This is a genomic window from Mesobacillus maritimus (assembly GCF_044803185.1).
Classification (GTDB): Bacteria; Bacillota; Bacilli; order Bacillales; family Cytobacillaceae; genus Mesobacillus_B; species Mesobacillus_B maritimus_B.
Genome location: NZ_CP085225.1, coordinates 4,368,143 through 4,391,610, shown reverse-complemented (window position 1 = coordinate 4,391,610; position 23,468 = coordinate 4,368,143). Strand labels below are relative to the sequence as shown.

The following is a 23,468-nucleotide window of genomic DNA, read 5'->3' as shown; positions in this document are numbered from 1 at the left end:
TTACGAATCTATCAAATTACAGAACTACTAGAAGTTGACTTAGGATTAAGGAGTGAGTCACGATGGGTAAAGGAAATATTATTGTAGTTGGCGGAGGCCTAGCAGGCTTGATGTCAGCGATTAAAATTGCGGAAGCAGGGAAATCGGTCGAACTATTTTCTCTAGTTCCAGTTAAACGTTCCCATTCAGTTTGTGCCCAGGGTGGTATGAATGGAGCAGTTAATACAAAAGGTGAGGGTGACTCGCCTTGGATTCACTTTGATGACACCGTTTATGGCGGAGACTTCTTAGCCAACCAGCCACCGGTTAAAGCAATGTGTGAAGCCGCACCTGGAATCATCCACTTGCTAGACCGTATGGGTGTTATGTTTAACCGTACGCCAGAGGGACTGCTTGATTTCCGTCGCTTTGGTGGTACACAGCATCACCGTACTGCATTCGCTGGTGCCACAACTGGACAGCAGTTGCTTTATGCATTGGACGAGCAGGTTCGTCGCCATGAAGTGGCCGGACTTGTCACTAAATATGAAGGCTGGGAGTTTTTAGGTACAGTTATCGATGACGACGGTGTTTGTCGTGGAATCGTTGCTCAAGACTTAAAAACAATGGAAATAAAATCATTCCCTGCAGATGCCGTTATCATGGCATCAGGTGGTCCTGGTATTATTTTCGGTAAATCTACTAACTCCGTTATCAACACTGGGTCTGCTGCATCTATCGTGTATCAGCAAGGTGCTTACTATGCGAACGGAGAAATGATTCAGATTCACCCTACCGCTATCCCTGGAGACGATAAACTACGCTTGATGAGTGAATCGGCTCGTGGTGAAGGTGGACGAGTTTGGACGTATAAAGATGGTAAGCCTTGGTATTTCCTTGAAGAAAAATATCCGGCTTATGGAAACCTAGTACCTCGTGATATTGCAACACGTGAAATATTCGATGTGTGTGTAAATCAGAAACTTGGAATCAATGGGGAAAACATGGTATTCCTCGATCTTTCACATAAAGATCCTAAAGAACTTGATATTAAGCTTGGCGGTATTATTGAAATCTACGAAAAATTCGTTGGGGATGACCCACGTAAAGTTCCAATGAAAATCTTCCCAGCTGTTCATTACTCAATGGGCGGATTATGGGTTGATTATGATCAGATGACCAATATTCCTGGATTATTTGCAGCTGGTGAGTGTGATTACTCTCAGCACGGTGCAAACCGTCTCGGTGCAAACTCCCTGCTATCCGCAATTTATGGCGGTATGGTAGCTGGTCCAAATGCGGTTAAATACATCAATGGACTTGAAAAGAGTTCTGATGCCATTTCTTCCTCCGTATTCGAAGGTTATGTTAAGCAGGAAGAAGAAAAATGGAATAACATCATGTCCTTGAATGGTACGGAAAATGCGTACATCCTTCATAAAGAGCTTGGCGAATGGATGACAGACAACGTAACCGTTGTACGTTACAATGATCGTCTTTTGAAAACGGATGAAAAAATTGTTGAATTGATGGAGCGTTACAAAAACATCAATATCAATGACACAGCTAAATGGAGCAACCAAGGAGCTACGTTCACTCGACAGCTTCAAAACATGCTTCAGCTTGCTCGTGTTATTACCATTGGTGCTTATAACCGTAACGAGAGCCGTGGAGCTCACTATAAACCTGAATTCCCAGAACGTAATGATGAGGACTTCTTGAAAACAACAATGGCAAAGTTTGTTGATGCAAACTCAGCACCAGCTTTCCATTATGAAGAGATTGATGTTTCACTAATCAAACCGCGTAAGCGTGACTATACAAAGAAACATTAGAAAGGGGAGTAAGAAGGCATGGCTGAAAATAAAACAGTACGTTTTATCATCACCCGTCAGGATACACCAGATTCAGCCTCTTATGAGGAAGAGTTCGTCTTAGACTATCGTCCTGGTATGAACGTGATTTCAGCTTTAATGGAGATTCGTAGAAATCCCGTTAATGCTAAAGGGGAAAAAACAACGCCGATTTCATGGGATATGAACTGTCTTGAAGAAGTTTGTGGAGCTTGTTCAATGAACATAAATGGAAAGCCACGCCAGTCTTGTTCATCCTTGGTTGATCAACTAGAGCAACCTATTAGACTAGCACCTATGAGCACGTTTCCAATTATCCGCGACCTTCAAGTGGATAGAAGTAGAATGTTCGACTCTCTCAAGCGCGTAAAAGCATGGATTCCAATCGATGGAACATACGATTTAGGACCAGGACCACGTATGCCTGAGAGAAAGCGTCAATGGGCATATGAGCTATCCAAATGTATGACTTGTGGGGTTTGTCTAGAAGCATGTCCGAATGTAAACAGCAAATCTGACTTCATTGGCCCTGCACCACTTTCACAAGTACGTTTATTCAACGCCCATCCAACGGGTGAAATGAACAAAGCAGAACGTCTTGAAGCGATTATGGGAGATGGAGGACTTACCAACTGTGGTAACTCACAAAACTGTGTCCAATCATGTCCGAAAGGTATCCCGTTAACAACGTCTATTGCTGCGTTAAACCGCGATACAAGCATTCAAGCTTTTAAAAACTTCTTCGGAAGCGATCAAATATAGGAACACAAAGAAGGCTTCTTTCCAACTGCGAAAGGAGTCTTTTTTTGAAAAAACTTCTACTATCAAAGTCGGATAAGAAGTTTTTTTGTGGATGCATACCTTGGTATAATAGAGTAGAAGTAGAATCTAACGGAGTTGATCTTTTGAAGAAAAATATACTCCCATTTTTCATTATTGCGATTGGCGTTGTTTTTATTGGGATGGGTTTATCACAATTTATCAATAGTAAGGTTCAAACCATTCAGTCTCTAAAGGAAGCAAAGGCCATCGTTCAACCTCAAAGCGAGGACAAAGCATACTTGCCAACGAAACCAGAAGGGCGGTTGTTACCTGATGAGGGAGAAACAACCGGATTGCTACATATCCCAAAAATTAATGCCGAGTTGGCGATTGTTGAAGGCACCGATCCAGACGACTTAGAAAAAGGGGTCGGCCACTATAAGGATTCCTATTATCCAGATGAAAACGGACAAATCGTTTTGTCTGGACATCGTGATACCGTATTTCGAAAACTAGGAGAGTTAAAATTAGCTGATATCTTGGAAGTCCAAATGTCATATGGAAGCTACAAGTATGAAATTACCCATACAAAAATCGTAGACGCAGATGATACAAGTATCATAACTTTGCAAAATGATGAAGAGGAATTGATTTTAACAACCTGCTATCCTTTCAGTTATATTGGGGATGCACCAGACCGATATATCATTTACGCCAAAAGAGTGGATTCTTGAGCCAGGTCGAGATCATAATTGCCTGGTTTTTTTGATAGAAAAATAAAATGGAGGAACGAAGATGGGGAAGTTAGAGTACATTAACATATAGTGAGATGGGAAGAAGAATTTACTTTTTTTTATCCGCTAAAGGTTCGTTTTTCAGAAACCGATATGTTTGGTCATTTGAACAATACAGTGCCGTTTATCTATTTTGAACAGGCAAGGATTGATTATCTTAAAAGTAAAGGTCTAATGCAGAGCTGGCTACATGCTGACAGTGAAAATATTCCGGTGGTAGCTGACTTGCAATGTGATTTTCTTAAGCAGGTATTCTTTGACGAGGAATTAAAGGTTTTTGTGAAAGCAGATGATGTTGGGAACTCCTCAGTGGATCTTCACTACATGGTGAAAAATGGAAAAGGAGAAATCTGTCTTACTGGAAGGAGCACAATTGTGCAAATCTCGAAAAAAACGGGCAAAAGTGTTCCGTGGACAGGTGAAACGAAAAATCTTTTTCAAGTAGATAGAGAGGTTGTTCACAAATAAAATGCCCATATTTCACGAAAATGTCACTCCTTTCAGGAATTGTAGTCACTCTGTCTCCTGCCTTTACATAAGATATGGTGACTAAAAATATACCCACCCCGCAGTTCACAGCTGGCGAAGGCAAGGAGGGTTACTATACTTGAAGGAGAATGAATTTATTCACAAGCCATTACTCACCAAACGAGAAAGAGAAGTATTCGAACTGTTAGTACAAGATAAAACAACAAAGGAAATAGCTGGCGAATTGTTTATTAGCGAAAAAACGGTTCGAAATCATATTTCTAACGCTATGCAAAAGCTAGGCGTAAAGGGGCGTTCCCAAGCTGTTGTAGAGCTCCTTCGGATGGGGGAGCTAGAACTTTGATTTAGACCGGCCAACCACTTAGGAAGGCCGGTTATCAATTTTATCAAGAAAGAAATGCAGCCTGTCCTAAAATGACTGGCTGCATTTCTTTCTTGAAATTATCCTGAAAATCATAGAAAATAAGAGCACTGATAGAGTTTAGGAGTGTAGCCGAATGGAACTCGAGGATGCTCGTAATAATAGTAATTTAGAACAGGTTGCCGATATTGAGAAAGACTTACGGTATATTTCAGGTATTATTAAACAAAAAGGCCGCGAGATTTTAAGCAATTACACCATTACCCCGCCGCAGTTCATTGCCTTGCAGTGGCTGTTCGAAGAGGGCGATATGACGATTGGCGAACTGTCCAATAAAATGTATTTGGCATTTAGTACCACAACGGATCTTGTTGACCGAATGGAAAAAAATGAGCTGGTCGTCAGGGTGAAAAATCCAAACGACCGCCGCGTGGTGCAAATCCACCTTCTTGATGAGGGAAAACGGATTATCGATGAGGTCATTAAAAAACGTCAACTGTACTTACAGGACGTTTTAGTGAATTTCTCGGATGAAGAAATCGTCATACTAAAAGAAAATTTAGCGAAATTACATCATGAAATGCGCAAAGAATGAGGCGAGATAGTTGAACAGACCGATTGGAATCATCGATTCAGGAGTAGGCGGCTTAACGGTGGCAAAGGAAGTCATGCGACAATTGCCGCATGAACAAATTGTCTATCTAGGGGATACCGCCCGCTGTCCGTATGGCCCTAGAACTCCAGAAGAAGTTCTTAGATTCACCTGGGAAATTACTCAGTTTTTAATGGAAAAGCAAATTAAAATGCTAGTAATTGCCTGCAACACCGCTACAGCCGTTGCCTTAGAGGAAATCCGCTCAGAGCTAAGGATACCTGTCTTGGGCGTTATTCATCCCGGAGCTCGTACGGCAATTAAGAATACTGTTAATTACCAAATAGGCATTATTGGAACCGAGGGAACGGTTAAAAGTGGAGCCTATGAGCAGGCACTAAAATCGATTTATCGTAAAACAAATGTCGTTAGTTTGGCCTGCCCCAAATTTGTGCCACTTGTTGAAAGCGGCGAGTATGATGGTCTAGTTGCTGAAAGAGTCGTTGCAGAAACACTGGCGCCCCTTAAAAATCAGGAGCTAGACACACTTATTCTAGGATGCACCCATTACCCTTTGCTAGAACCGCTCATTAAACGGTTCATGGGGGATAGTGTTAATGTTATTAGTTCCGGTGAAGAAACTGCGCGGGAAGTAAGTACAATCCTCCATCATAACGGCATTTTGAATACGACTGGAGAAGAACCCAACCACGAATTCTATACAACCGGTTCCAAAAAAATCTTTTCCGAAATTGCTTCCCAATGGCTCGAAAGGCCAATTACGAATATTGAGATGGTGAAGTTATAAATACTAGTTGTATGGTCTTGGATGTCTATTGTGAATAGATGTAGACAGTATACTTATAGTGATAACGACAAAAAAGCAATAGGTGTAGAACCTATTGCTATTTTCTATGATTTAGTTCAGAGGTAGCAGCTAAGTACGGGAACTGAGCGGGCCTCTCAGTGCCCATAGTCAAAGACGGAAGCCAAGTATGGGAAGAGAACGAGTTCCTCAGTGCCCATAGTCAAAGACGGAAGCCAAGTATGGGAACAGAACGAGTCCCTCAGTGCCCATAGTCAAAGACGGAAGCCAAGTATGGGAACAGAACGAGTCCCCCAGTGCCCATAGTCAAAGACGGAAGCCAAGTATGGGAAGAGAACGAGTCCCTCAGTGCCCATAGTCAAAGACGGAAGCCAAGTATGGGAAGAGAACGAGTCCCCCAGTGCCCATAGTCAAAGACGGAAGCCAAGTATGGGTACAGAAAGAGTCCCCCAGTGCTCATAGTCAAAGACGGAAGCAAAGTATGGGAACAGAACGAGTCACTCAATGCCCATAGTCAGAGATGGAAGCTCAAGTATGGAAACAGAGCGGGTCTCACAAGCCAATATTTACTAACAAAATAACTATAAATTCTATTCTTCTGGTTATTTAAGATTATTGTAAAATATCCCTCTGCTTTTACCAGTTTGTTTAAAGTTGTTACCGAGAACTCTTCTTATTGTCTTAAGAGAAATAATATTACACCAATTGTACACCACGACCGTGGTTAACTTACTGTTAGGGAACAATAATTTGTACTCCATAATAGCCCTAATTACAGCTTGTTCTACTGCTTCTTTCTTGCCGCAAACCTTACAAACAATGATTTGTTTTCCTACTGATAAATCGAATGAACCGCAATTTGCACAACACATCCCCTTCCGCATCCCCTCAAAGCTATACCCCGGCAACCGCTTATAAAGATCATCAATCTGATGAACCCCTAATAGCTGCTCAGCCAGCCTACTATGCCTTGTAGTAAGATTCGAAGATGGCACTCGATTTATCTTCAGTAAAAATCGTTCTAATTGAGTTGGAAAAATAATAGATGGATCTTTTGGGGCCTGATATAAAGTGAACGAGGGGTTAACAAAAACCAGGTATGATTCAAGCGGAATGGAATATCCAAATTGTTGAAGTAACTGCCTTAGGAGGGTTTCGCTTCGCCTTAGTTGATGCAGTGGATTGAGGATTTCCTTCCCGGAATAGGTGAAAAATCGATCATTCTCAATATAATAATCTCCCTCAAAGTATTTCACTTCAAAATGAAAAACCGTTTTTTCCGCAATATGGAAAGAGTCTATTTGAAATTTTGTGGTGTTTTTCTCAAGCAACAAGTCATTTAATATCAATCTTTCTTGCTGAAGGTTTTCCATTAATGCATCAAACTTCAGCTCTCCCTCAAATCCTTTCTCAAGGTTTAGATAATTTTGTTTGTCCTTTTCCGTTAACTCCATCCTAGCATTTAGTATTCGCATAAGCTTTAATTCATCTGACACTTGCCTAGGTTTCAATATCAAGCTATCACTCCTTTCTCCCTTCAATATAATTCCAGATTTATCTCGCATACAAGCAAACTTTTTATGACTTTTAATATAATTTCAGATTTTCCCAACATACAAGCAAACTTTTTATGAATTTGTCAATGCTTTAGTGAGAAGTTGTCCAATTCATTAAAAAAATTTTACAAGCTCGGTCTAATTTTAAAATAGGCTCGTATAAATGATAGTACAAACTGTCTTATGGAGGGGATTATATGTCTAAAAATAGAAAAACAACTTTGGTGACGGCATCGGCATTGGCGACCGCGGTATTACTTTCGGGCTGTGGTTTGTTTGGGGGAGAAGAGAAAAAGCAAATTGACCCGCCGCAGAGTGCCTCCTACCTAGAGGAAAGTGAAATGGAAATGGTTGAAGAATCAGTGGGGGCAGACACAGAAACAGAGGGAACGGAGGAAGCTGTTGAAACAACGGTGCCAACCGAACTCTATCTCATTGATAAAAATGGATACGTAGTATCGCAGACAATGGATCTTCCGAAAACGGAAGGGGTCGCTAAGCAAGCGCTAGAGTACCTTGTGGTAAATGGTCCAATCAGTCAAATGCTTCCAAATGATTTTAGAGCCGTATTGCCAGCAGATACGGAAATGACCGTCAACATTAAAGACGGTACAGCAACAGTCGATTTCTCCAATGAGTTCGCGACTTATAACGAGGAAGATGAGCAACGAATTCTTGAATCCGTTACATGGACCTTAACGCAGTTTGATGCGATTAATAAGGTGAAAATCCAATTAAATGGAAAAGAACTAGACAGCATGCCTGTTGGGGGTACACCGATTAGCGATGAGCTAACTCGAGCAGATGGAATCAATCTGAATACGGCTGGAGCCGTTGATATCATGAATACATCGCCAATTACCGTTTATTACATTGGTGGAGAAGCTGAAAACTACTACTACGTGCCGGTAACAAAGCGGGTAAGTAATGATGGTGCAAATGTGATTGAAGCAACCATTAAGGAACTCGCAGCAGGACCTGGACATGGCACAGGATTGCTTTCTCAGTTCCAGACAGGTGTAAAGCTACTAGAAGATCCTAAAATTGAGGATGGAAAGGTCACGCTTGATTTTAATGAATCCATTTATGGAAGCTTCGAAGAGAAAATGGTATCCGAGCATGTTTTAAACACATTGGTCCTTTCTCTTACTGAGCAAAAAGAAATTGAAAGCGTAGCTGTTACAGTGAATGGGGAAGCGGGACTTAAAACGGAAGATGGCGGAGACTTAACTGAACCAGTTACTCGTCCGCAAAAAGTCAACACTGGTAGTTTTTAATTGGAGAAATTTGTTATACTAATACTGAATGGTAAAGAGGCAGGCAATATGCTGCCTCTTCTTTATTGTTTTTAAACGACACGATGAAGTTAACGATTGAAGGAGGAATAGGGCTATGCGTTATGATGGACGTGAACCGCAGCAATTAAGGCCTGTACATATTGAAGTTGATTATTTAAAGCACCCAGAGGGTTCAGTACTAATTACAGTGGGAGATACAAAGGTTATTTGCTCCGCTAGCATTGAGGACAAAGTGCCTCCTTTTATGCGCGGACAAGGGAAAGGCTGGATTACTGCAGAGTATTCCATGCTTCCGAGGGCTACTGAAACACGGAATATCCGTGAATCTTCAAAAGGAAAAGTAACCGGAAGAACGATGGAAATTCAACGCTTAATTGGACGAGCTTTACGAGCAGTGGTAAACCTAGAGGCAATGGGTGAACGTACGGTTTGGATTGATTGCGATGTCATTCAAGCAGATGGTGGAACGCGCACAGCATCCATTACAGGTGCATTTGTGGCGATGGCGCACGCTTTTAATAAGCTTTATAAAAATAAAAAAATCAAAACTCTCCCTATAACCGACTTTTTAGCAGCGACAAGTGTGGGAATTTTAAAGGATGGAAAAGTGGTCGTCGATCTCAATTATGTGGAAGATTCTGCAGCGCAAGTCGATATGAATGTGGTGATGACTGGCAACGGCGAGTTCGTTGAGCTCCAGGGAACAGGGGAGGAAGCTACGTTTTCCTACAATCAACTGCAAGAGCTTTTAAAAGGCGCGCAGGAAGGTTTAGTAGAGTTGTTTGACTATCAAAAGCAGGCACTTGGAGAAGAGCTTTCAGGGCTCATCACCAATGCGAAAAAAAGATAGGAGAATAAACCATGGAAGAAGTCATTATTGCAACCAAAAACAGCGGGAAAGCGAAGGAGTTTGAGCGAATTTTCCAAGCAAAGGGAATTCAAGTAAAAACACTCCTTGATTTTCCAGAAATAGAAGATGTGGAAGAAACAGGAACGACATTTGAAGAGAATGCGAAAATTAAGTCTGAAACAATTGCAAATCTTTTAGGCAAAATGGTAATCGCAGATGACTCTGGGCTAGAAATCGATGCCCTCGATGGGCGCCCAGGGGTGTATTCTGCACGGTATGCTGGACAGCAAAAAAACGATGAAGATAATATCGATAAAGTACTAACAGAATTAAAAGGTATTCCCAATAACGAACGAACCGGAAGATTTCGCTGTGTGTTGGCCGTTTCGCAGCCTGGTAAAAAAACTGTAACCTTTGCAGGTGCATGTGAGGGACTTATTTTAACCGAACGTAGAGGGACAAATGGTTTTGGCTATGATCCCATCTTTTTTGTTGAGGCAAAACAAAAGGCGATGGCGGAGTTAAATCCTGAAGAGAAAAATAAAATTAGTCATCGTGCCATGGCGATTAAAAAGCTGGAAGAGAATTTTACGCCAAACAACGGGGCAGAGTCATGAGCAAGATTTTAATTGTGAGCGATAGCCATGGTTCAACGGAGTTACTTGATGCTATTAAAGCCAAGCATGCTAGTGAAGTCGATCAAATGATTCATTGTGGAGATTCCGAGCTTTCTGAGGACAATGAATCGATTAGCGGATTTACGAGCGTGAAGGGGAATTGTGACTTTTACGGTGATTTTCCGGAGGAAGCGTTGGTTGAAGTGGATGGCTATAAAATATTAGTCGTTCATGGCCATTTGTATTCTGTTAAATCAAGTTTGCTAAGCCTTTCGTACCGAGCTGAGGAGGCGGGTGCTAATATTGTTTGCTTTGGGCACTCCCATCTCCTAGGGGCTGAGAAAATTCAAGATGTACTTTTTATTAATCCCGGCAGCATTAGACTGCCGAGGGGGCGTCACGAAAGAACTTACGTTATTCTTGAGCTAAAAGATGGGAAAGCCGACCTTCGTGTTTATGATTTTGACCTTGGAGAAATGGGCTCTTTAACACAGGAGTTTTCTGTTTCAAAATAGAGCCAGTCAGTATATAATAACTGGAGGAAGATTAAATTTTCTTCCTCTAGTAAAAAAAATCTAAAATAGCTGTTGACTTTTAATCGTTAGCCTAATATAATAAATCTTGTCTTCGAAAAACAAAACCCTTTGAAAGACACCTGAATAATTAATAAATGTCCCAGTAGCTCAGCAGGATAGAGCAACGGCCTTCTAAGCCGTCGGTCGGGAGTTCGAATCTCTCCTGGGACGCCATTATCCTACATATTAACTCACCTTCACCAAGGTGAGTTTTTTTATTGTCCAAAAATGGAGCTATTGTCTGTTAAAACGAACTATCACTCCAACCTCGAAAAACAATTACATTGACCACACCAAAACCAAAACCACCTCCACAATTTGTTAGTTGGATCGGACAGTTATGTATTCTAAACTCAAGCGTAGCTACCTTAAAATTCCAATCTATAGAATAAACCTACTCTTCAAAAAAAACTTTTAACTGAAAAATCCAAAGATAACAACATTGGAAGCGGATACAGAAAATAGGATAAATCAAAATTATCAAAAATTTCACTAAAACCCGTTGACGAAGGCTTGGAAAGGGCGTAAGATAGTCTTCAATTAAATGATTTTGTTAGTCAGATAATCTACCAAACGGGGAAGCGAAATTAAAGGTTGATTTTATTTGTCAGAATCTTTTGTACCTTTTAATTTTAATTGTTTAACGCGTTTAATGAACAGAAGGAGATGTTTTTCGGTGCCCGATCAATGGATTTATTTAAACGGTGAATTCGTCACGAAGGAAAATGCAAAAATTTCCGTTTATGACCATGGGTTCCTATATGGGGACGGTGTATTCGAAGGAATTCGCGTATACGGCGGCAATATTTTCAGAATGGAAGAGCATATGGATCGCTTGTACAGATCAGCAAAGTCGATCATGCTAGAAATTCCCCATAGCCAGGAAGAACTTACAAACTTAATTGCTGAAACAGTAGAAAAAAACCAGCTAGAAAACGCCTATATTCGGGCAGTCGTATCAAGGGGACCTGGAGATCTTGGTTTAGATCCAAGAAACTGCCATGGTGCAAATGTGGTCATCATTGTTGAACCACTATCAATCTTCCCTAAAGAACTATATGAAACAGGACTTGAAATTGTGACAGTCGCAACAAGGCGAAATCGCCCAGATGTCTTAAGTCCGAAAGTGAAGTCATTAAATTACCTTAACAACATATTAGTTAGAATGGAAGCTCAGTTAGCCAATGTCAATGAAGCATTGATGCTGAATGATCAAGGATATGTAGCTGAGGGCTCCGCTGATAATGTGTTTATTGTTAAAGGGAGTACCTTCTATACACCTCCAGGTTATGTTGGGGCACTAGAAGGAATTACAAGGAATGCCGTCATGGATATTGCGAATGATTTAGGCTATGTAATGAAAGAAGAACCTTTTACAAGACATGATGTGTATACCGCGGATGAAGTGTTTTTAACCGGAACAGCCGCTGAGGTCATAGCTGTTGTGAAAGTAGATGGCAGAGTGATTGGCGACGGCAAACCTGGTATTCATACAAATAAAATTTTAGAAGAATTTAGAAAAAGAGTCATAAGTGAAGGAGTTAAAGTGTACTCCTTAAAGAACGAATCAAATGTTAGTTAATTATTAAGAGAAAGTGTGGACGAGGACAAGTAATTCCTTGCATGCCATCTTCAGAGAGCCGGTAGTGCTGTGAACCGGTGTTGGCGCAAAGAATGAACTCACCTCGGAGCGCCGGTTTGAAAGGATAGCGAGTAGAACCGGTCGGGTGTCAGTCACCCGTTATCAAAACGGACTGAACATAGTCCTAGAGTGCACGCAGGTTTTTAATCTGTGTGAATGAGGGTGGTACCGTGGAACAGGTTAACAATAGCCTTTTTCATCCCTTTGCCTGACAATTTTTGTTGCGCAGGCATTTGGCGATGGGGAGGGCTATTTTTTATTGTAAAAAAATGGGCCAAACGCTTTCGGAAATAAATAAAGAATAGCAGGCTAAAGTTTTTCAATTGATAGGAGGCTGGAATGATGCTGCAAGAAACTGCTTTTACCAACGTAGAAGCTGAGAAGAAAACTGTAACTGGCGCGGATCTCTTAATAGAGGCTCTCAAAAAGGAAAAAGTAGAAGTCATTTTTGGATACCCAGGAGGAGCAGTTCTTCCGATTTACGACAAAATCTATGACTGCGACATTCTTCATGTTCTTCCTCGCCATGAACAAGGCGGGATTCATGCAGCAGAAGGGTATGCAAGGATTAGCGGAAATGCAGGTGTCGTGATTGCGACCTCAGGCCCAGGGGCAACAAATATTGTCACAGGTTTAGCGGATGCCATGATGGATTCCTTGCCACTCGTTGTTTTTACCGGGCAAGTTGCTACAGGCGTCATCGGGACTGACGCCTTCCAAGAAGCAGATATTTTAGGAATTACCACTCCGATAACGAAACATAATTGTCAAGTTCGCAATATTGAAGACATTCCGAGAATTATCAAGGAAGCTTTCCATATCGCAACAACTGGCCGACCTGGTCCAGTTCTAATCGATTTTCCAAAGGATATTGCTGCAGGCTTAGTTGAACGGCCAGCTGAAGCAGAAATCGATTTACCAGGCTATCAACCGACAATCGAACCAAACTATTTACAAATTCGAAAGCTAACAGAAGCAGTAAGTGGGGCCAAGAAGCCAGTTATTCTTGCAGGAGCTGGAATTCTTTTCTCCAAGGCATCCGAGCTATTGCTCGAGTATGCGGAACAACAAAATATCCCAATTGTCCACACACTCCTTGGATTAGGCGGCTTTCCAGCTAATCACCCATTGTTTATGGGTCTTGGTGGTATGCATGGTTGTTACACAGCTAATATGGCTTTATCCGAATGTGATTTACTCATTAACATTGGGGCTCGATTTGATGACCGCTTAACAGGTAACTTGAAGCATTTTGCTCCAAAAGCAACAGTTGCTCATATCGATATTGACCCAGCTGAAATTGGTAAAAATGTTCCAACTGCGATTCCGGTCGTTGGCGATGCAAAAGTGGCGCTTAGCATGTTAGTGAAGCAAAATGGCAAGGCACCGGAAATTAGCGAATGGATTCAGACATTAAATGAGTGGAAGAAAGAAAACCCATACTGGTATGAGAATTCGGACTCACCACTCAAGCCGCAGCGTGTCACAGAGATGTTATATGAAAAGACAAACGGCGAAGGAATTGTCGTTACCGATGTTGGTCAGCATCAGATGTGGGCTGCTCAGTATTATCAATTTAAAAATCCAGATCGCTGGGTAACGTCTGGTGGGCTTGGTACGATGGGCTTTGGACTTCCCGCTGCGATTGGTGCACAAATTGCGGATCCATCCGCGACAGTAGTTGCCATCTTAGGAGATGCCGGCTTCCAAATGTCAACACAGGAACTAGCGGTTATCAGAGAAATGAATCTACCTATTAAAATCGCAATCTTCAATAATCGTTCGCTTGGAATGGTCCGACAGTGGCAGGAAATTTTCTATGAAGAAAGATACTCTCATAGCAAAATCCCTTCACAGCCTTCTTTTGTGAAACTAGCTGATGCATATGGAATCAAAGCATATGAAATCACATCGGAAAGTGAAGCAGAAACGATTCTAGCAGAAGTGATGAATGACAACGAGCCAGTTTTACTAGACTTCAGAGTAGCTGAAAATGAAAATGTTTATCCAATGATTGCTCCAGGAAAAGGGCTTCATGAAATGGTAGGGGTGAAAAAATGAAACGAATTATTACTCTAACCGTCCTAAACCGACCAGGTGTCTTGAATCGAATCACAAACTTGTTTTCGAAGCGGAATTACAATATTGAGAGTATTTCAGTTGGCGAGACAGAGCAAGAAGGAGTTTCAAGAATCACTTGTGTAGTCAATGTCGATAACGACCGCATCATTGAGCAAATTACGAAACAACTAAACAAGCAAATTGATGTATTAAAGGTAGCGGATATTAGTGATCAGGCTGTTGTGGCCCGTGAACTCGCACTGATCAAAGTGCAGTCCACTCCGCAAAACCGCAACGAGATTTATTCGCTGATTGAGCCGTTCCGGGCATCGGTCATCGATGTTGGAAAAGACAGCTTGATTATCCAAATCACCGGTGAATCAGAGAAGATTGAAGCTTTTATTGAGTTGATTAAGCCTTATGGAATCAAAGAGTTAGCACGCACTGGAACAACAGCTTTCCCACGTAGCAGCCAACGTTCAACTCATAAAACAAATTATTCGATTGTCTAAATCACGCAACGAACACAATTAAAAACAAAAACTATAACCATAAAGGGAGAGATTTTAAAATGGCAAAAATGTATTATAACGGAGACGCAAACCCACAGTACCTACAAGGAAAGAAAGTAGCCGTAATCGGATATGGATCACAAGGTCATGCTCATTCACAAAACCTACGTGACAGCGGTGTTGAAGTTGTCATCGGTCTTCGTCCAGGCGGATCTTGGGATAAAGCGGTAGAAGATGGATTCCAAGTTTACACAGTAGGGGAAGCAACAGCTCAAGCAGATGTAGTCATGATTCTTCTTCCAGATGAATTGCAACCAACTGTTTATAAAAATGAAATCGAACCAAACCTAACAAACCAAGCATTAATGTTTGCACATGGTTTCAATGTTCACTTTAACCAAATCAAAGCACCGAAAGAAAGTGATGTTTTATTAGTAGCTCCTAAAGGTCCTGGTCACCTTGTTCGTCGTGTATATACAGAAGGCGCTGGGGTACCTGCATTATTCGCGGTTTACCAAGATGTTACTGGAGAAGCAAGAGAACTTGCCCTTTCTTATGCATACGGAATCGGATCCCTACGTGCGGGTGCATTAGAAACTACTTTTAAAGAAGAAACAGAAACAGACCTATTCGGTGAGCAAGCAGTTCTATGTGGAGGAGTTTCTGCACTAGTAAAAGCTGGTTTCGAAACATTAACAGAAGCTGGTTACCAGCCAGAACTTGCATACTTTGAGTGTCTACACGAATTAAAATTAATCGTTGACCTTATGTACGAAGGTGGTCTTGAAGGAATGCGTTATTCCATCTCCGACACAGCTCAATGGGGAGATTTTGTTAGCGGACCACGCATCGTTACTCCAGCTGTGAAAGCAGAAATGAAAGAAGTATTAAAAGATATCCAAGAAGGTCGTTTTGCAAAAGGTTGGATCCTAGAAAACCAAGCAAACCGTCCAGAATTCACTGCAATCAATGAAAATGAAAAACAGCATCCAATTGAAGTAGTTGGTAGAGAGTTAAGAGCGATGATGCCGTTTGTAAATAAAGATAAAAAGAAGGTGGCAGCAGTTGCAAAAGGTTAAAATTTTTGACACGACGCTAAGAGACGGGGAACAGTCGGCCGGGGTTAATCTTAATAAGTCCGAGAAGCTAGAAATTGCTCGACAGCTGGAAAGATTAAATGTTGACATTATTGAAGCAGGCTTTCCAGCTGCTTCTCCTGGAGATCTAGCATCGGTTAAAGAGATTGCCAGAACGATTAAAGGTGCTTCAGTTACAGGGCTTGCACGTGCAGTCATTTCTGATATCGACGCTGCTTGGGAAGCTCTTAAGGATGGGGCAGAACCAAGATTGCACACTTTTATCGCAACTTCACCGATTCACCGCCAATATAAATTAAAGCAAACAAAAGAACAAGTGGTTGAAACAGCCGTACAAACGGTGAAATATGCTGCTTCAAAGTTTTCTGTGGTTCAATGGTCTGCTGAAGATGCAACTCGTACCGAGCTCCCATTTTTAGCAGAAATCATTGAAAAAGTGATTCAAGCAGGAGCGCGTGTCATCAACATTCCAGATACAGTCGGATATACGTCTCCTGAAGAGTACGGTGCACTATTCGATTACTTGTTCAACCATGTTCCTTCTATTGGAAAAGTTGAATTATCGACGCACTGTCATGATGATTTAGGGCTTGCGGTGGCGAATTCTCTTGCAGCTGTCCAGCATGGCGCAAGACAAGTCGAAGGGACCATCAACGGGATTGGCGAGCGCGCCGGTAATACTTCGCTTGAGGAACTAGCGGTTGCACTTCATATCCGTAAAGATTTCTATAATGTAGGAACTGGGATGAACTTACAAGAAATTAGCCGTTCATCTAGTCTAATATCGAAATTAACGGGGATTCAAGTTCCACCGAACAAAGCAGTCGTTGGACGTAATGCTTTCGCACATGAATCAGGCATTCATCAGGATGGAGTATTGAAGGAGAAGACGACCTACGAAATCATTTCTCCTGAATTAGTAGGTGTTCAAAATAATTCCTTGGTACTTGGAAAGCATTCCGGCAGACACGCATTCCGCAATCGCCTGCAGGAATTGGGCCTAGCGGTACCAGAAGAAGATATTAAGCGCTTGTTCGGTGTCTTCAAAGAAATGGCTGATCGTAAAAAAGAGATGACCGACGAAGACTTAGTCGCAATTGTTCTTGAAGAAAGACTTTCAAAAGATGAAAGCTTCTATCACTTAAAATCGATTCAAGTTCAATATGGAACCAATCAGGTACCAACTGCAACGGTAAGTTTGTCGGGTGCTAATAATGAAGAAATTCAAGAAGCAGCTACCGGAGCAGGTAGTATCGAAGCTCTTTATAATACGTTAGAAAAATGCATGAATGAAACTATTAATCTATTAGATTATCGAATTCAATCCGTGGGTGCAGGGAGAGATGCCCTTGCCCAGGTATACGTAAAAATGAAATATGCAGGAAAAGAAACAAGCGGCAGAGGGCTTGCACAAGACGTTCTCGAAGCATCCGCAAAAGCATACCTAAACGCAGTAAACCGCGTTTTATATATGAGAGAAACTGCAGAGCCAGTGGTTAACAGTTAATATTTTTATAAAAAAATGGAGGGGAAACTCATGAAAAAGACGATCGCAGTCCTGCCTGGAGACGGTATTGGCAAGGAGGTAGCAGGTGGTGCAGTGAGCGTCCTTCAAGCAATTGGGGAGCGCTTTGGGCATCAATTTACTTTCACTTATGGAAGTATTGGCGGAGGAGCGATCGATGCGCTCGGTACTCCGCTTCCTGAAGAGACCATTGAACTCTGCAAGAAAAGCGATGCCGTCCTTCTCGGAGCAGTAGGCGGTCCGAAATGGGAAACCCTTCCTGGACATCTTCGTCCAGAGAAAGGTCTACTTCGCATTAGAAAAGAGTTGAACCTCTATGCTAACTTAAGACCGGTCAGCTATTATGCTGCAACAGCTGAAAACTCACCACTTCGCCCAGAAGTCATTGAAGGGGCAGATATGTTAGTAGTAAGAGAGTTGACAGGCGGTCTTTACTTTGGAAAGCCAAGTGAAAGAACGAAAACAGACGGCGAAGATTCTGTTGTCGATACACTTTTTTATAAAAAATCAGAGATTGAGCGTATCATTCGTCTAGCTTTCGAACTAGCAGAAAATCGTAGCAAGAAAGTGACATCGGTAGATAAAGCAAATGTTCTCGAATCAAGCCGCGTATGGCGCGAAACAGCAGAGGAAGTCGCAAAGGATTTCCCTGAAGTAAAGTTAGAGCATATGCTTGTCGACAATGCGGCGATGCAGTTGATTAAAAATCCAAAGCAATTTGATGTTCTAGTTACCGAGAACATGTTTGGCGATATTTTAAGTGATGAAGCATCCGTCTTAACAGGTTCATTAGGAATGCTCCCGTCTGCTAGTATTTCATCAGATGGTGCACACCTTTATGAACCAATCCATGGATCTGCACCAGATATCGAAGGTAAAAACATTGCCAACCCAGTAGCGATGATTTTATCAGCAGCCATGATGCTTCGTACCTCATTCGGCCTTGAAGAAGAGGCAGCTGCAGTAGAAAAAGCAGTCGAGCAAGTACTAGAATCCGGCTCAAAAACTAGTGATATCGCTAAGAAGGGCCAACCAACCGTCGGGACAGCTGAAATGATTGAAGAAATCAAAGCAACCATCCTCGACAACCAAGCAATCTTAAATATTATGAACTGCTATTCTTAATTTTTATTAAAAGCTTATTGACGATGGAACAAGTTGATTGGAGCGGAAGGCACGAAGACTCCCGGACTGCCCGCGGAAAGCGAAGTGCCTGGAGCGGAAATCAACTCGTACCACGCTATTATTAAAAAAGGAGGGTGAAAAATGGCAAAAACAATTATCGATAAACTTTGGGATAAACATATTGTCCATCGGGAAGAGGGGAAACCAGACCTTCTCTATATTGATCTTCATCTCGTCCATGAAGTAACCTCACCCCAAGCATTTTCAGGGTTAAAATTGAAAAACCGCAAAGTTAGACGCCCGGACCGCACCTTTGCAACCGTCGACCATAATGTGCCAACGGTAAATCGGTTTAACATTACCGACCCTGTTGCGAAAAACCAGATGGAAACATTGCGAAACAACTGTAAAGAATTTGGGATTTCTTTAGCAGACATCAATAGTCCAGAGCAAGGTATCGTCCATGTAATTGGTCCTGAACTAGGGTTAACTCAACCAGGAATGACGATTGTCTGTGGTGACAGCCATACCTCTACACATGGTGCATTTGGTTCCTTAGCATTTGGAATTGGCACCAGTGAGGTTGAACATACGCTGGCAACGCAAACCTTGTGGCAGTCTAAGCCTAAATCGCTTAAAGTCCAAATTGATGGGAAGCTTGGAAAAGGCGTGCTAGCCAAAGATGTCATTTTATATGTGTTATCCAAATATGGAGTGAATTTTGGAACAGGTCATATCATCGAGTATTGTGGTGATGTGATTGAAAATATGACGATGGAAGAGCGGATGACCGTCTGCAATATGTCAATCGAAGGTGGAGCTCGTGCCGGTCTCGTCGCCCCGGATGACACAACGATTGAATACTTGCGCGGCCGTAAATATGTTCCAGTAGGTCAAGAGTTTGAAAAGTTAGCGGAACAGTGGAAGGCCCTTGCTTCTGATGAAGGCGCTACTTACGATAAGGAAATCTACATTGAGGCAAGTGAAATTGCGCCAATGGTTAGCTGGGGAACCAATCCATCCCAGACAGCTCCTGTTACAGGAAGAGTTCCTTTCTTAGATGAGTGTGACACAGAAAATGAAAAGCGTTCTGTAGCAAGTGCGCTTAAGTATATGAACTTTACAGAAGGTCAAAAAATAGGCGATATTAAAATACAAAAAGTATTTATTGGATCCTGTACAAACTCGCGTCTAGAGGATTTACGCTTGGCTGCAGAAGTAGCAAAAGGGAGAAAAGTTCATCCTGACGTTGAGGCAATCGTTGTACCTGGATCTCAAAATGTGAAAATCTTAGCTGAGGCAGAAGGTCTTGATAAAATTTTCCTTAATGCAGGCTTTGAATGGCGTGAATCTGGTTGTAGCATGTGCCTCAGTATGAATGCTGATATTGTTCCTGCTGGAGAGCATTGTGCATCAACTTCAAATCGTAACTTTGAAGGACGTCAGGGCGCGGGAGCACGAACTCATCTTGTCAGCCCAGCAATGGCGGCAGCAGCAGCTGTTCATGGCTGTTTCGTTGATGTAAGAACAATGGAGAGTGCTGAAGCCGTTCATTAAATAGCAAGCAGGAAATGGAAAGGAGAAGGTGAGATGGCAGGGCTAAAGACATTTCGTGGCAAAGTAGCTGGAATGGATCGAGTGAATGTTGATACCGATCAAATTATTCCAAAGCAGTTTTTGAAACGAACAGAAAAAACAGGTTTTGGACAATACCTCTTTTACGATTGGCGTTTTCAAGCAGATGGTACAGCGAATCCTGAATTTGAATTGAATCGTCCGGAAAATAACGGAGCGGAAATTCTTGTAGCAAATGAAAATTTCGGTTGCGGATCTTCAAGGGAGCATGCACCGTGGGCCTTGCTCGATTATGGTATTAAAATTGTTATCGCTCCATCGTTCGCCGATATTTTTCACCAGAACTGCTTGAAGAATGGAATGCTTCCGGTTGTTTTGAAGGATGAGGAAGTACGCTATTTACTTGAAAAGGCCAAGGATGAAAAATACGAGCTGACTGTTTCATTGGAAGACAAGACGGTGAAGGACTCTGAAGGTTTTCAGGCAGAGTTTCCAATTTCAACTTACTGGCAAACAATGCTGATAAATGGCTGGGACGAAATCGAACTGACTCTACAATTAGAAGACCGAATCCTAGCTTATGAAGAGTCACTCATTTAAAAAGATTCACGGCCACGGCTGTGAATCTTTTTGTTTTTGGAACAATCCGTGCTAAACTAACGATTATAATCAAAGACGGAGCACTTAAAGGCACGGCTAGACAAGGTTTAACGTGATGTTAGAGCGAGTTTTCGAAAAGATACTCAGGTTGCGTAGGTGCTAGTAGTTGATGAATAAAAAGAGGCGGTAAGGCATGAAGAAACAGAATTCGGAAAAAGATAATATTGTTTTGTTTCCGGGCCTAGAGCGGCGTCTGTTAGAAAAAGGGGTGGAATATCTCCACGCAAAAAAGTATCGACAGGCTATCGAATATTTGGAACAGGCTCGTACGCTTGATGCACATAATAGTGAGGTGTATACCGGCTTAGTTCTTGCACATTTCGAGTCAGGCCACCCTCAAGAAGCAAAGGTCATTGCAGCGGAAATGCTCAAGGAGGGCATTGGAAACTATATTCAAGTAATGGACCTATACATCATGATTATGGTCCAGTTGAATCAATATGAAGAAATCATTACCACGATTGAGGCTTTGCTTGAAGATAAGGAAGTACCAAAGGAAAAGTTTGAACACTTCTCTAAGATGCTTCATTTTAGCCGAAAGATGGCAGAAGGGCAGCAAGACCTGCAAGACGTGGAACCACCTGTCCAAGACCGAGGAAATGAACGACTAAGTTTGTTTTCCTATCAGGACCCTAAGGACCAAATGCAAATTGCCGCAAGGCTCGCCAAGGAAAATGTTCGACCATACATACATGAAATTAACCTATACCTAGAATCAACGGAAGGTCACCCGTTTCAGAAATCAATGTTGCTGAATATTTTAAGGGAACAGGAATACGACAAGGAAGTGGAAGTCGAGAAGCTTGGGATGAAGGAAGTCTTTATTCCTGCTGAACTCCCTGAGCTTCAAGAAGTCCAAAAGTTGCTTGAGGTGTCGAAACTTCTGGAGTCGAGCCTTGAAAGCGAAGATCCAGTATTGTTTGAAAATATTAAAAGCCTAGTGGAACGAAACTTCTTTTTACTCTATCCTTTTGAACCTCAGCCAAATAGTGTTGAAGCATGGGCTGCGGCCTATCATTACCTAGCAAATGGGTATTTTGGCCTTGATGGAACGATAGAAGATTATGCTGTTCGATACGGTGCAACCGAGGAAGAAACAGCAGATGCAATGGAATTCATCAAGAGGATAGAAGAAATTTCTTACCCTATCATCTAGCAGGCTGTTGAAACGAAAGAATCCTGTGTTATAATGTAGTGGTTGTATTATGTAAAAATTAATCTATTTTACATTTAAACTGGAATATTTGCTTGCATGTTCAAGAGATATTCATCGCCGAAAGGTCATGATAATAGATTTGTTGGAGGGAAATGTATGTCTGCAAAATGGGAAAAACAAGAAGGGAACCAAGGGGTTCTTACATTTGAAGTGGATGCAGAGAAGTTTAACGAAGGTTTAGACGCTGCATTCAAAAAAGTTGTGAAAACAATTAACGTTCCTGGATTCCGTAAAGGAAAAATGCCTCGCCAAATGTTTGAAAAGCGTTTTGGTGTAGAATCATTATATCAGGATGCAATTGATATTCTTCTTCCAGAAGCATATTCAAATGCAATCGATGAAGCTGGAATTGAGCCAGTAGATCGTCCTGAAATTGATGTGGAACAAGTTGAGAAAGGTCAAAGCTTAGTTTTCAAGGCTACTGTAACAGTAAAGCCTGAAGTAAAGCTTGGCGACTACAAAGGTCTTGAAGTTGAAGCCTTTGATACAGAAGTAACTGACGAAGAAGTTGAAGCAGAATTAAAAACTTTACAAGAGCGTCATGCTGAGCTTGTTGTGAAAGAAGATGCTCCAGCAGAAAACGGCGACACAGTTGTACTTGACTTTGAAGGCTTCGTTGATGGAGTAGCATTCGAAGGTGGACAAGCTGACAACCATTCACTTGAACTTGGTTCTGGAAGCTTCATCCCTGGCTTTGAAGAGCAGCTTGTTGGTGTAAAAGCAGGAGAAGAAAAAGACGTTGAAGTCACTTTCCCTGAAGAATACCATGCAGCTGAGCTTGCTGGAAAGCCTGCAGTATTCAAAGTAAAAGTACACGAAATCAAAGGTAAAGAACTTCCTGAGTTAGATGATGAATTCGCGAAGGATGTTGACGAAGAAGCTGAAACAATTGAAGCTCTTCGTGAAAAAACAAAGAACCGTTTGAAGCATGATAAAGAGCATCAGAAAGAACATCATATCCAAGATACAATCGTGGAAAAAGCAGCAGAAAATGCTGAAATCGATGTTCCTGAAATCATGGTTGAAAACGAAGTAGACCGTATGCTACAAGAATTCGAACAACGCCTTCAAATGCAAGGAATGAACCTTGAGCTTTACTTCCAGTTCTCTGGTCAAGATGAAGCTGCCCTACGTGGCCAAATGAAAGAAGATGCTGCTAAGCGTGTTCGTGTGAACCTTACTCTTGAGGCAATTGCTAAAGCTGAAAACATCGAAGTAACAGAAGAAGATGTGAATAAAGAGCTTGAAACAATGTCTACTCAATACAACATGACTGTTGATCAAATCAAAGCAGCACTTGGTGGAAACCTTGAAACTGTTAAAGCTGATCTTCAAATAAAAAAAGCAGTCGAATTCCTTGTGGAAAACAGTAAAACTGTTGCATAATAGAAGTAACAAGATAAGAAACAAGGCGCGAATCATTCGTGCCTTGTTTTCTACCATCTTAGGGCATTTTTTTACATATAATGAAAGACATGACTAGCGGAGGTCAGGTCTTGAAAT

General features: G+C 41.7%; 21 protein-coding genes, 1 tRNA gene, 1 pseudogene and 1 other annotated feature. Of the genes and pseudogenes, 22 read left to right on the top strand and 1 reads right to left on the bottom strand.

The genetic code is table 11. The features are described from left to right. Positions 1-62: 62 nt before the first annotated feature. The 7 genes and pseudogenes from sdhA to racE all read left to right on the top strand — a co-directional run bounded on the left by sdhA (position 63) and on the right by racE (position 5,638). Positions 63-1,814: a succinate dehydrogenase flavoprotein subunit gene (gene sdhA, locus LG336_RS21295; protein WP_404329471.1), complete on the top strand. Its 1,752-nt coding sequence runs from the start codon at positions 63-65 to the stop codon at positions 1,812-1,814. Positions 1,815-1,832: 18 nt separating this feature from the next. After that, positions 1,833-2,594, top strand: a complete 762-nt coding sequence (gene sdhB, locus LG336_RS21290) for a succinate dehydrogenase iron-sulfur subunit (protein ID WP_404329470.1) — start codon at positions 1,833-1,835, stop codon at positions 2,592-2,594. 200 nt (positions 2,595-2,794) lie between these two features. Further along, positions 2,795-3,328 carry a class D sortase gene (locus LG336_RS21285; protein ID WP_404333250.1) on the top strand — a complete coding sequence of 178 codons (534 nt, stop codon included), beginning with the start codon at positions 2,795-2,797 and terminating at the stop codon, positions 3,326-3,328. Positions 3,329-3,389: 61 nt separating this feature from the next. After that, a pseudogene (locus tag LG336_RS21280) lies at positions 3,390-3,856 on the top strand (acyl-CoA thioesterase). Positions 3,857-3,995: 139 nt separating this feature from the next. After that, positions 3,996-4,220 carry a spore germination transcription factor GerE gene (gene gerE, locus LG336_RS21275; protein WP_404329469.1) on the top strand — a complete coding sequence of 75 codons (225 nt, stop codon included), beginning with the start codon at positions 3,996-3,998 and terminating at the stop codon, positions 4,218-4,220. A 154-nt stretch (positions 4,221-4,374) separates the two neighbouring features. Further along, positions 4,375-4,833: a MarR family winged helix-turn-helix transcriptional regulator gene (locus LG336_RS21270; RefSeq protein ID WP_404329468.1), complete on the top strand. Its 459-nt coding sequence runs from the start codon at positions 4,375-4,377 to the stop codon at positions 4,831-4,833. Positions 4,834-4,843: 10 nt separating this feature from the next. Then, on the top strand, positions 4,844-5,638 hold the full coding sequence (gene racE, locus LG336_RS21265) for a glutamate racemase (RefSeq protein ID WP_404329467.1): 795 nt from the start codon (positions 4,844-4,846) through the stop codon (positions 5,636-5,638). 620 nt (positions 5,639-6,258) lie between these two features. On the opposite strand, the gene LG336_RS21260 is transcribed toward racE, so the two are convergent. Further along, positions 6,259-7,173: a nuclease-related domain-containing protein gene (locus LG336_RS21260; RefSeq protein WP_404329466.1), complete on the bottom strand. Its 915-nt coding sequence runs from the start codon at positions 7,171-7,173 to the stop codon at positions 6,259-6,261. Positions 7,174-7,409: 236 nt separating this feature from the next. Between LG336_RS21260 and LG336_RS21255 the strand changes: the two genes are divergently transcribed. From LG336_RS21255 to tig, 15 genes are all read left to right on the top strand, one after another. Further along, the gene (locus LG336_RS21255; RefSeq protein WP_404329465.1) at positions 7,410-8,489 is read left to right on the top strand and encodes a GerMN domain-containing protein; all 1,080 of its coding nucleotides are present in this window, start codon (positions 7,410-7,412) and stop codon (positions 8,487-8,489) included. Between the two features lie 115 nt (positions 8,490-8,604). After that, positions 8,605-9,360, top strand: coding sequence for a ribonuclease PH (gene rph, locus LG336_RS21250; protein WP_404329464.1), 756 nt, complete (start codon positions 8,605-8,607; stop codon positions 9,358-9,360). Between the two features lie 11 nt (positions 9,361-9,371). Beyond that, positions 9,372-9,977 carry an XTP/dITP diphosphatase gene (locus tag LG336_RS21245; RefSeq protein ID WP_404329463.1) on the top strand — a complete coding sequence of 202 codons (606 nt, stop codon included), beginning with the start codon at positions 9,372-9,374 and terminating at the stop codon, positions 9,975-9,977. Further along, positions 9,974-10,492: a metallophosphoesterase family protein gene (locus LG336_RS21240; protein WP_404329462.1), complete on the top strand. Its 519-nt coding sequence runs from the start codon at positions 9,974-9,976 to the stop codon at positions 10,490-10,492. The genes LG336_RS21245 and LG336_RS21240 overlap by 4 nt, the downstream gene beginning before the upstream one ends. Before the next feature lie 157 nt (positions 10,493-10,649). Then, positions 10,650-10,726 (top strand) — tRNA-Arg (locus LG336_RS21235). 478 nt (positions 10,727-11,204) lie between these two features. Continuing rightward, a complete protein-coding gene (gene ilvE, locus LG336_RS21230) occupies positions 11,205-12,134 on the top strand; it encodes a branched-chain-amino-acid transaminase (RefSeq protein WP_404333249.1) in 930 nt (309 codons plus the stop codon). Positions 12,135-12,141: 7 nt separating this feature from the next. Beyond that, positions 12,142-12,401, top strand: a binding site (T-box leader). A 135-nt stretch (positions 12,402-12,536) separates the two neighbouring features. Then, positions 12,537-14,255 carry an acetolactate synthase large subunit gene (gene ilvB / locus LG336_RS21225; RefSeq protein WP_404333248.1) on the top strand — a complete coding sequence of 573 codons (1,719 nt, stop codon included), beginning with the start codon at positions 12,537-12,539 and terminating at the stop codon, positions 14,253-14,255. Then, positions 14,252-14,767: an acetolactate synthase small subunit gene (gene ilvN, locus LG336_RS21220; protein ID WP_404329461.1), complete on the top strand. Its 516-nt coding sequence runs from the start codon at positions 14,252-14,254 to the stop codon at positions 14,765-14,767. Before ilvB ends, ilvN begins: the two co-directional genes overlap by 4 nt. A 59-nt stretch (positions 14,768-14,826) precedes the next feature. Beyond that, the gene (gene ilvC / locus LG336_RS21215; protein WP_404329460.1) at positions 14,827-15,846 is read left to right on the top strand and encodes a ketol-acid reductoisomerase; all 1,020 of its coding nucleotides are present in this window, start codon (positions 14,827-14,829) and stop codon (positions 15,844-15,846) included. Next, positions 15,833-17,371 (top strand): 2-isopropylmalate synthase, encoded by a 1,539-nt coding sequence (locus tag LG336_RS21210; RefSeq protein ID WP_404329459.1) that lies wholly within the window; start codon positions 15,833-15,835, stop codon positions 17,369-17,371. The genes ilvC and LG336_RS21210 overlap by 14 nt, the downstream gene beginning before the upstream one ends. Positions 17,372-17,401: 30 nt before the next feature. Continuing rightward, positions 17,402-18,514 carry a 3-isopropylmalate dehydrogenase gene (leuB, locus tag LG336_RS21205; RefSeq protein WP_404329458.1) on the top strand — a complete coding sequence of 371 codons (1,113 nt, stop codon included), beginning with the start codon at positions 17,402-17,404 and terminating at the stop codon, positions 18,512-18,514. A gap of 141 nt (positions 18,515-18,655) precedes the next feature. Beyond that, positions 18,656-20,071 (top strand): 3-isopropylmalate dehydratase large subunit, encoded by a 1,416-nt coding sequence (gene leuC / locus LG336_RS21200; RefSeq protein ID WP_404329457.1) that lies wholly within the window; start codon positions 18,656-18,658, stop codon positions 20,069-20,071. A gap of 33 nt (positions 20,072-20,104) precedes the next feature. Next, positions 20,105-20,689: a 3-isopropylmalate dehydratase small subunit gene (leuD, locus tag LG336_RS21195; RefSeq protein WP_404329456.1), complete on the top strand. Its 585-nt coding sequence runs from the start codon at positions 20,105-20,107 to the stop codon at positions 20,687-20,689. Between the two features lie 193 nt (positions 20,690-20,882). After that, complete coding sequence (locus tag LG336_RS21190; RefSeq protein ID WP_404329455.1) at positions 20,883-21,905, top strand: tetratricopeptide repeat protein; 1,023 nt, start codon at positions 20,883-20,885, stop codon at positions 21,903-21,905. Positions 21,906-22,061: 156 nt separating this feature from the next. Continuing rightward, positions 22,062-23,351 carry a trigger factor gene (tig, locus tag LG336_RS21185; protein WP_404329454.1) on the top strand — a complete coding sequence of 430 codons (1,290 nt, stop codon included), beginning with the start codon at positions 22,062-22,064 and terminating at the stop codon, positions 23,349-23,351. Positions 23,352-23,468: the final 117 nt, after the last annotated feature.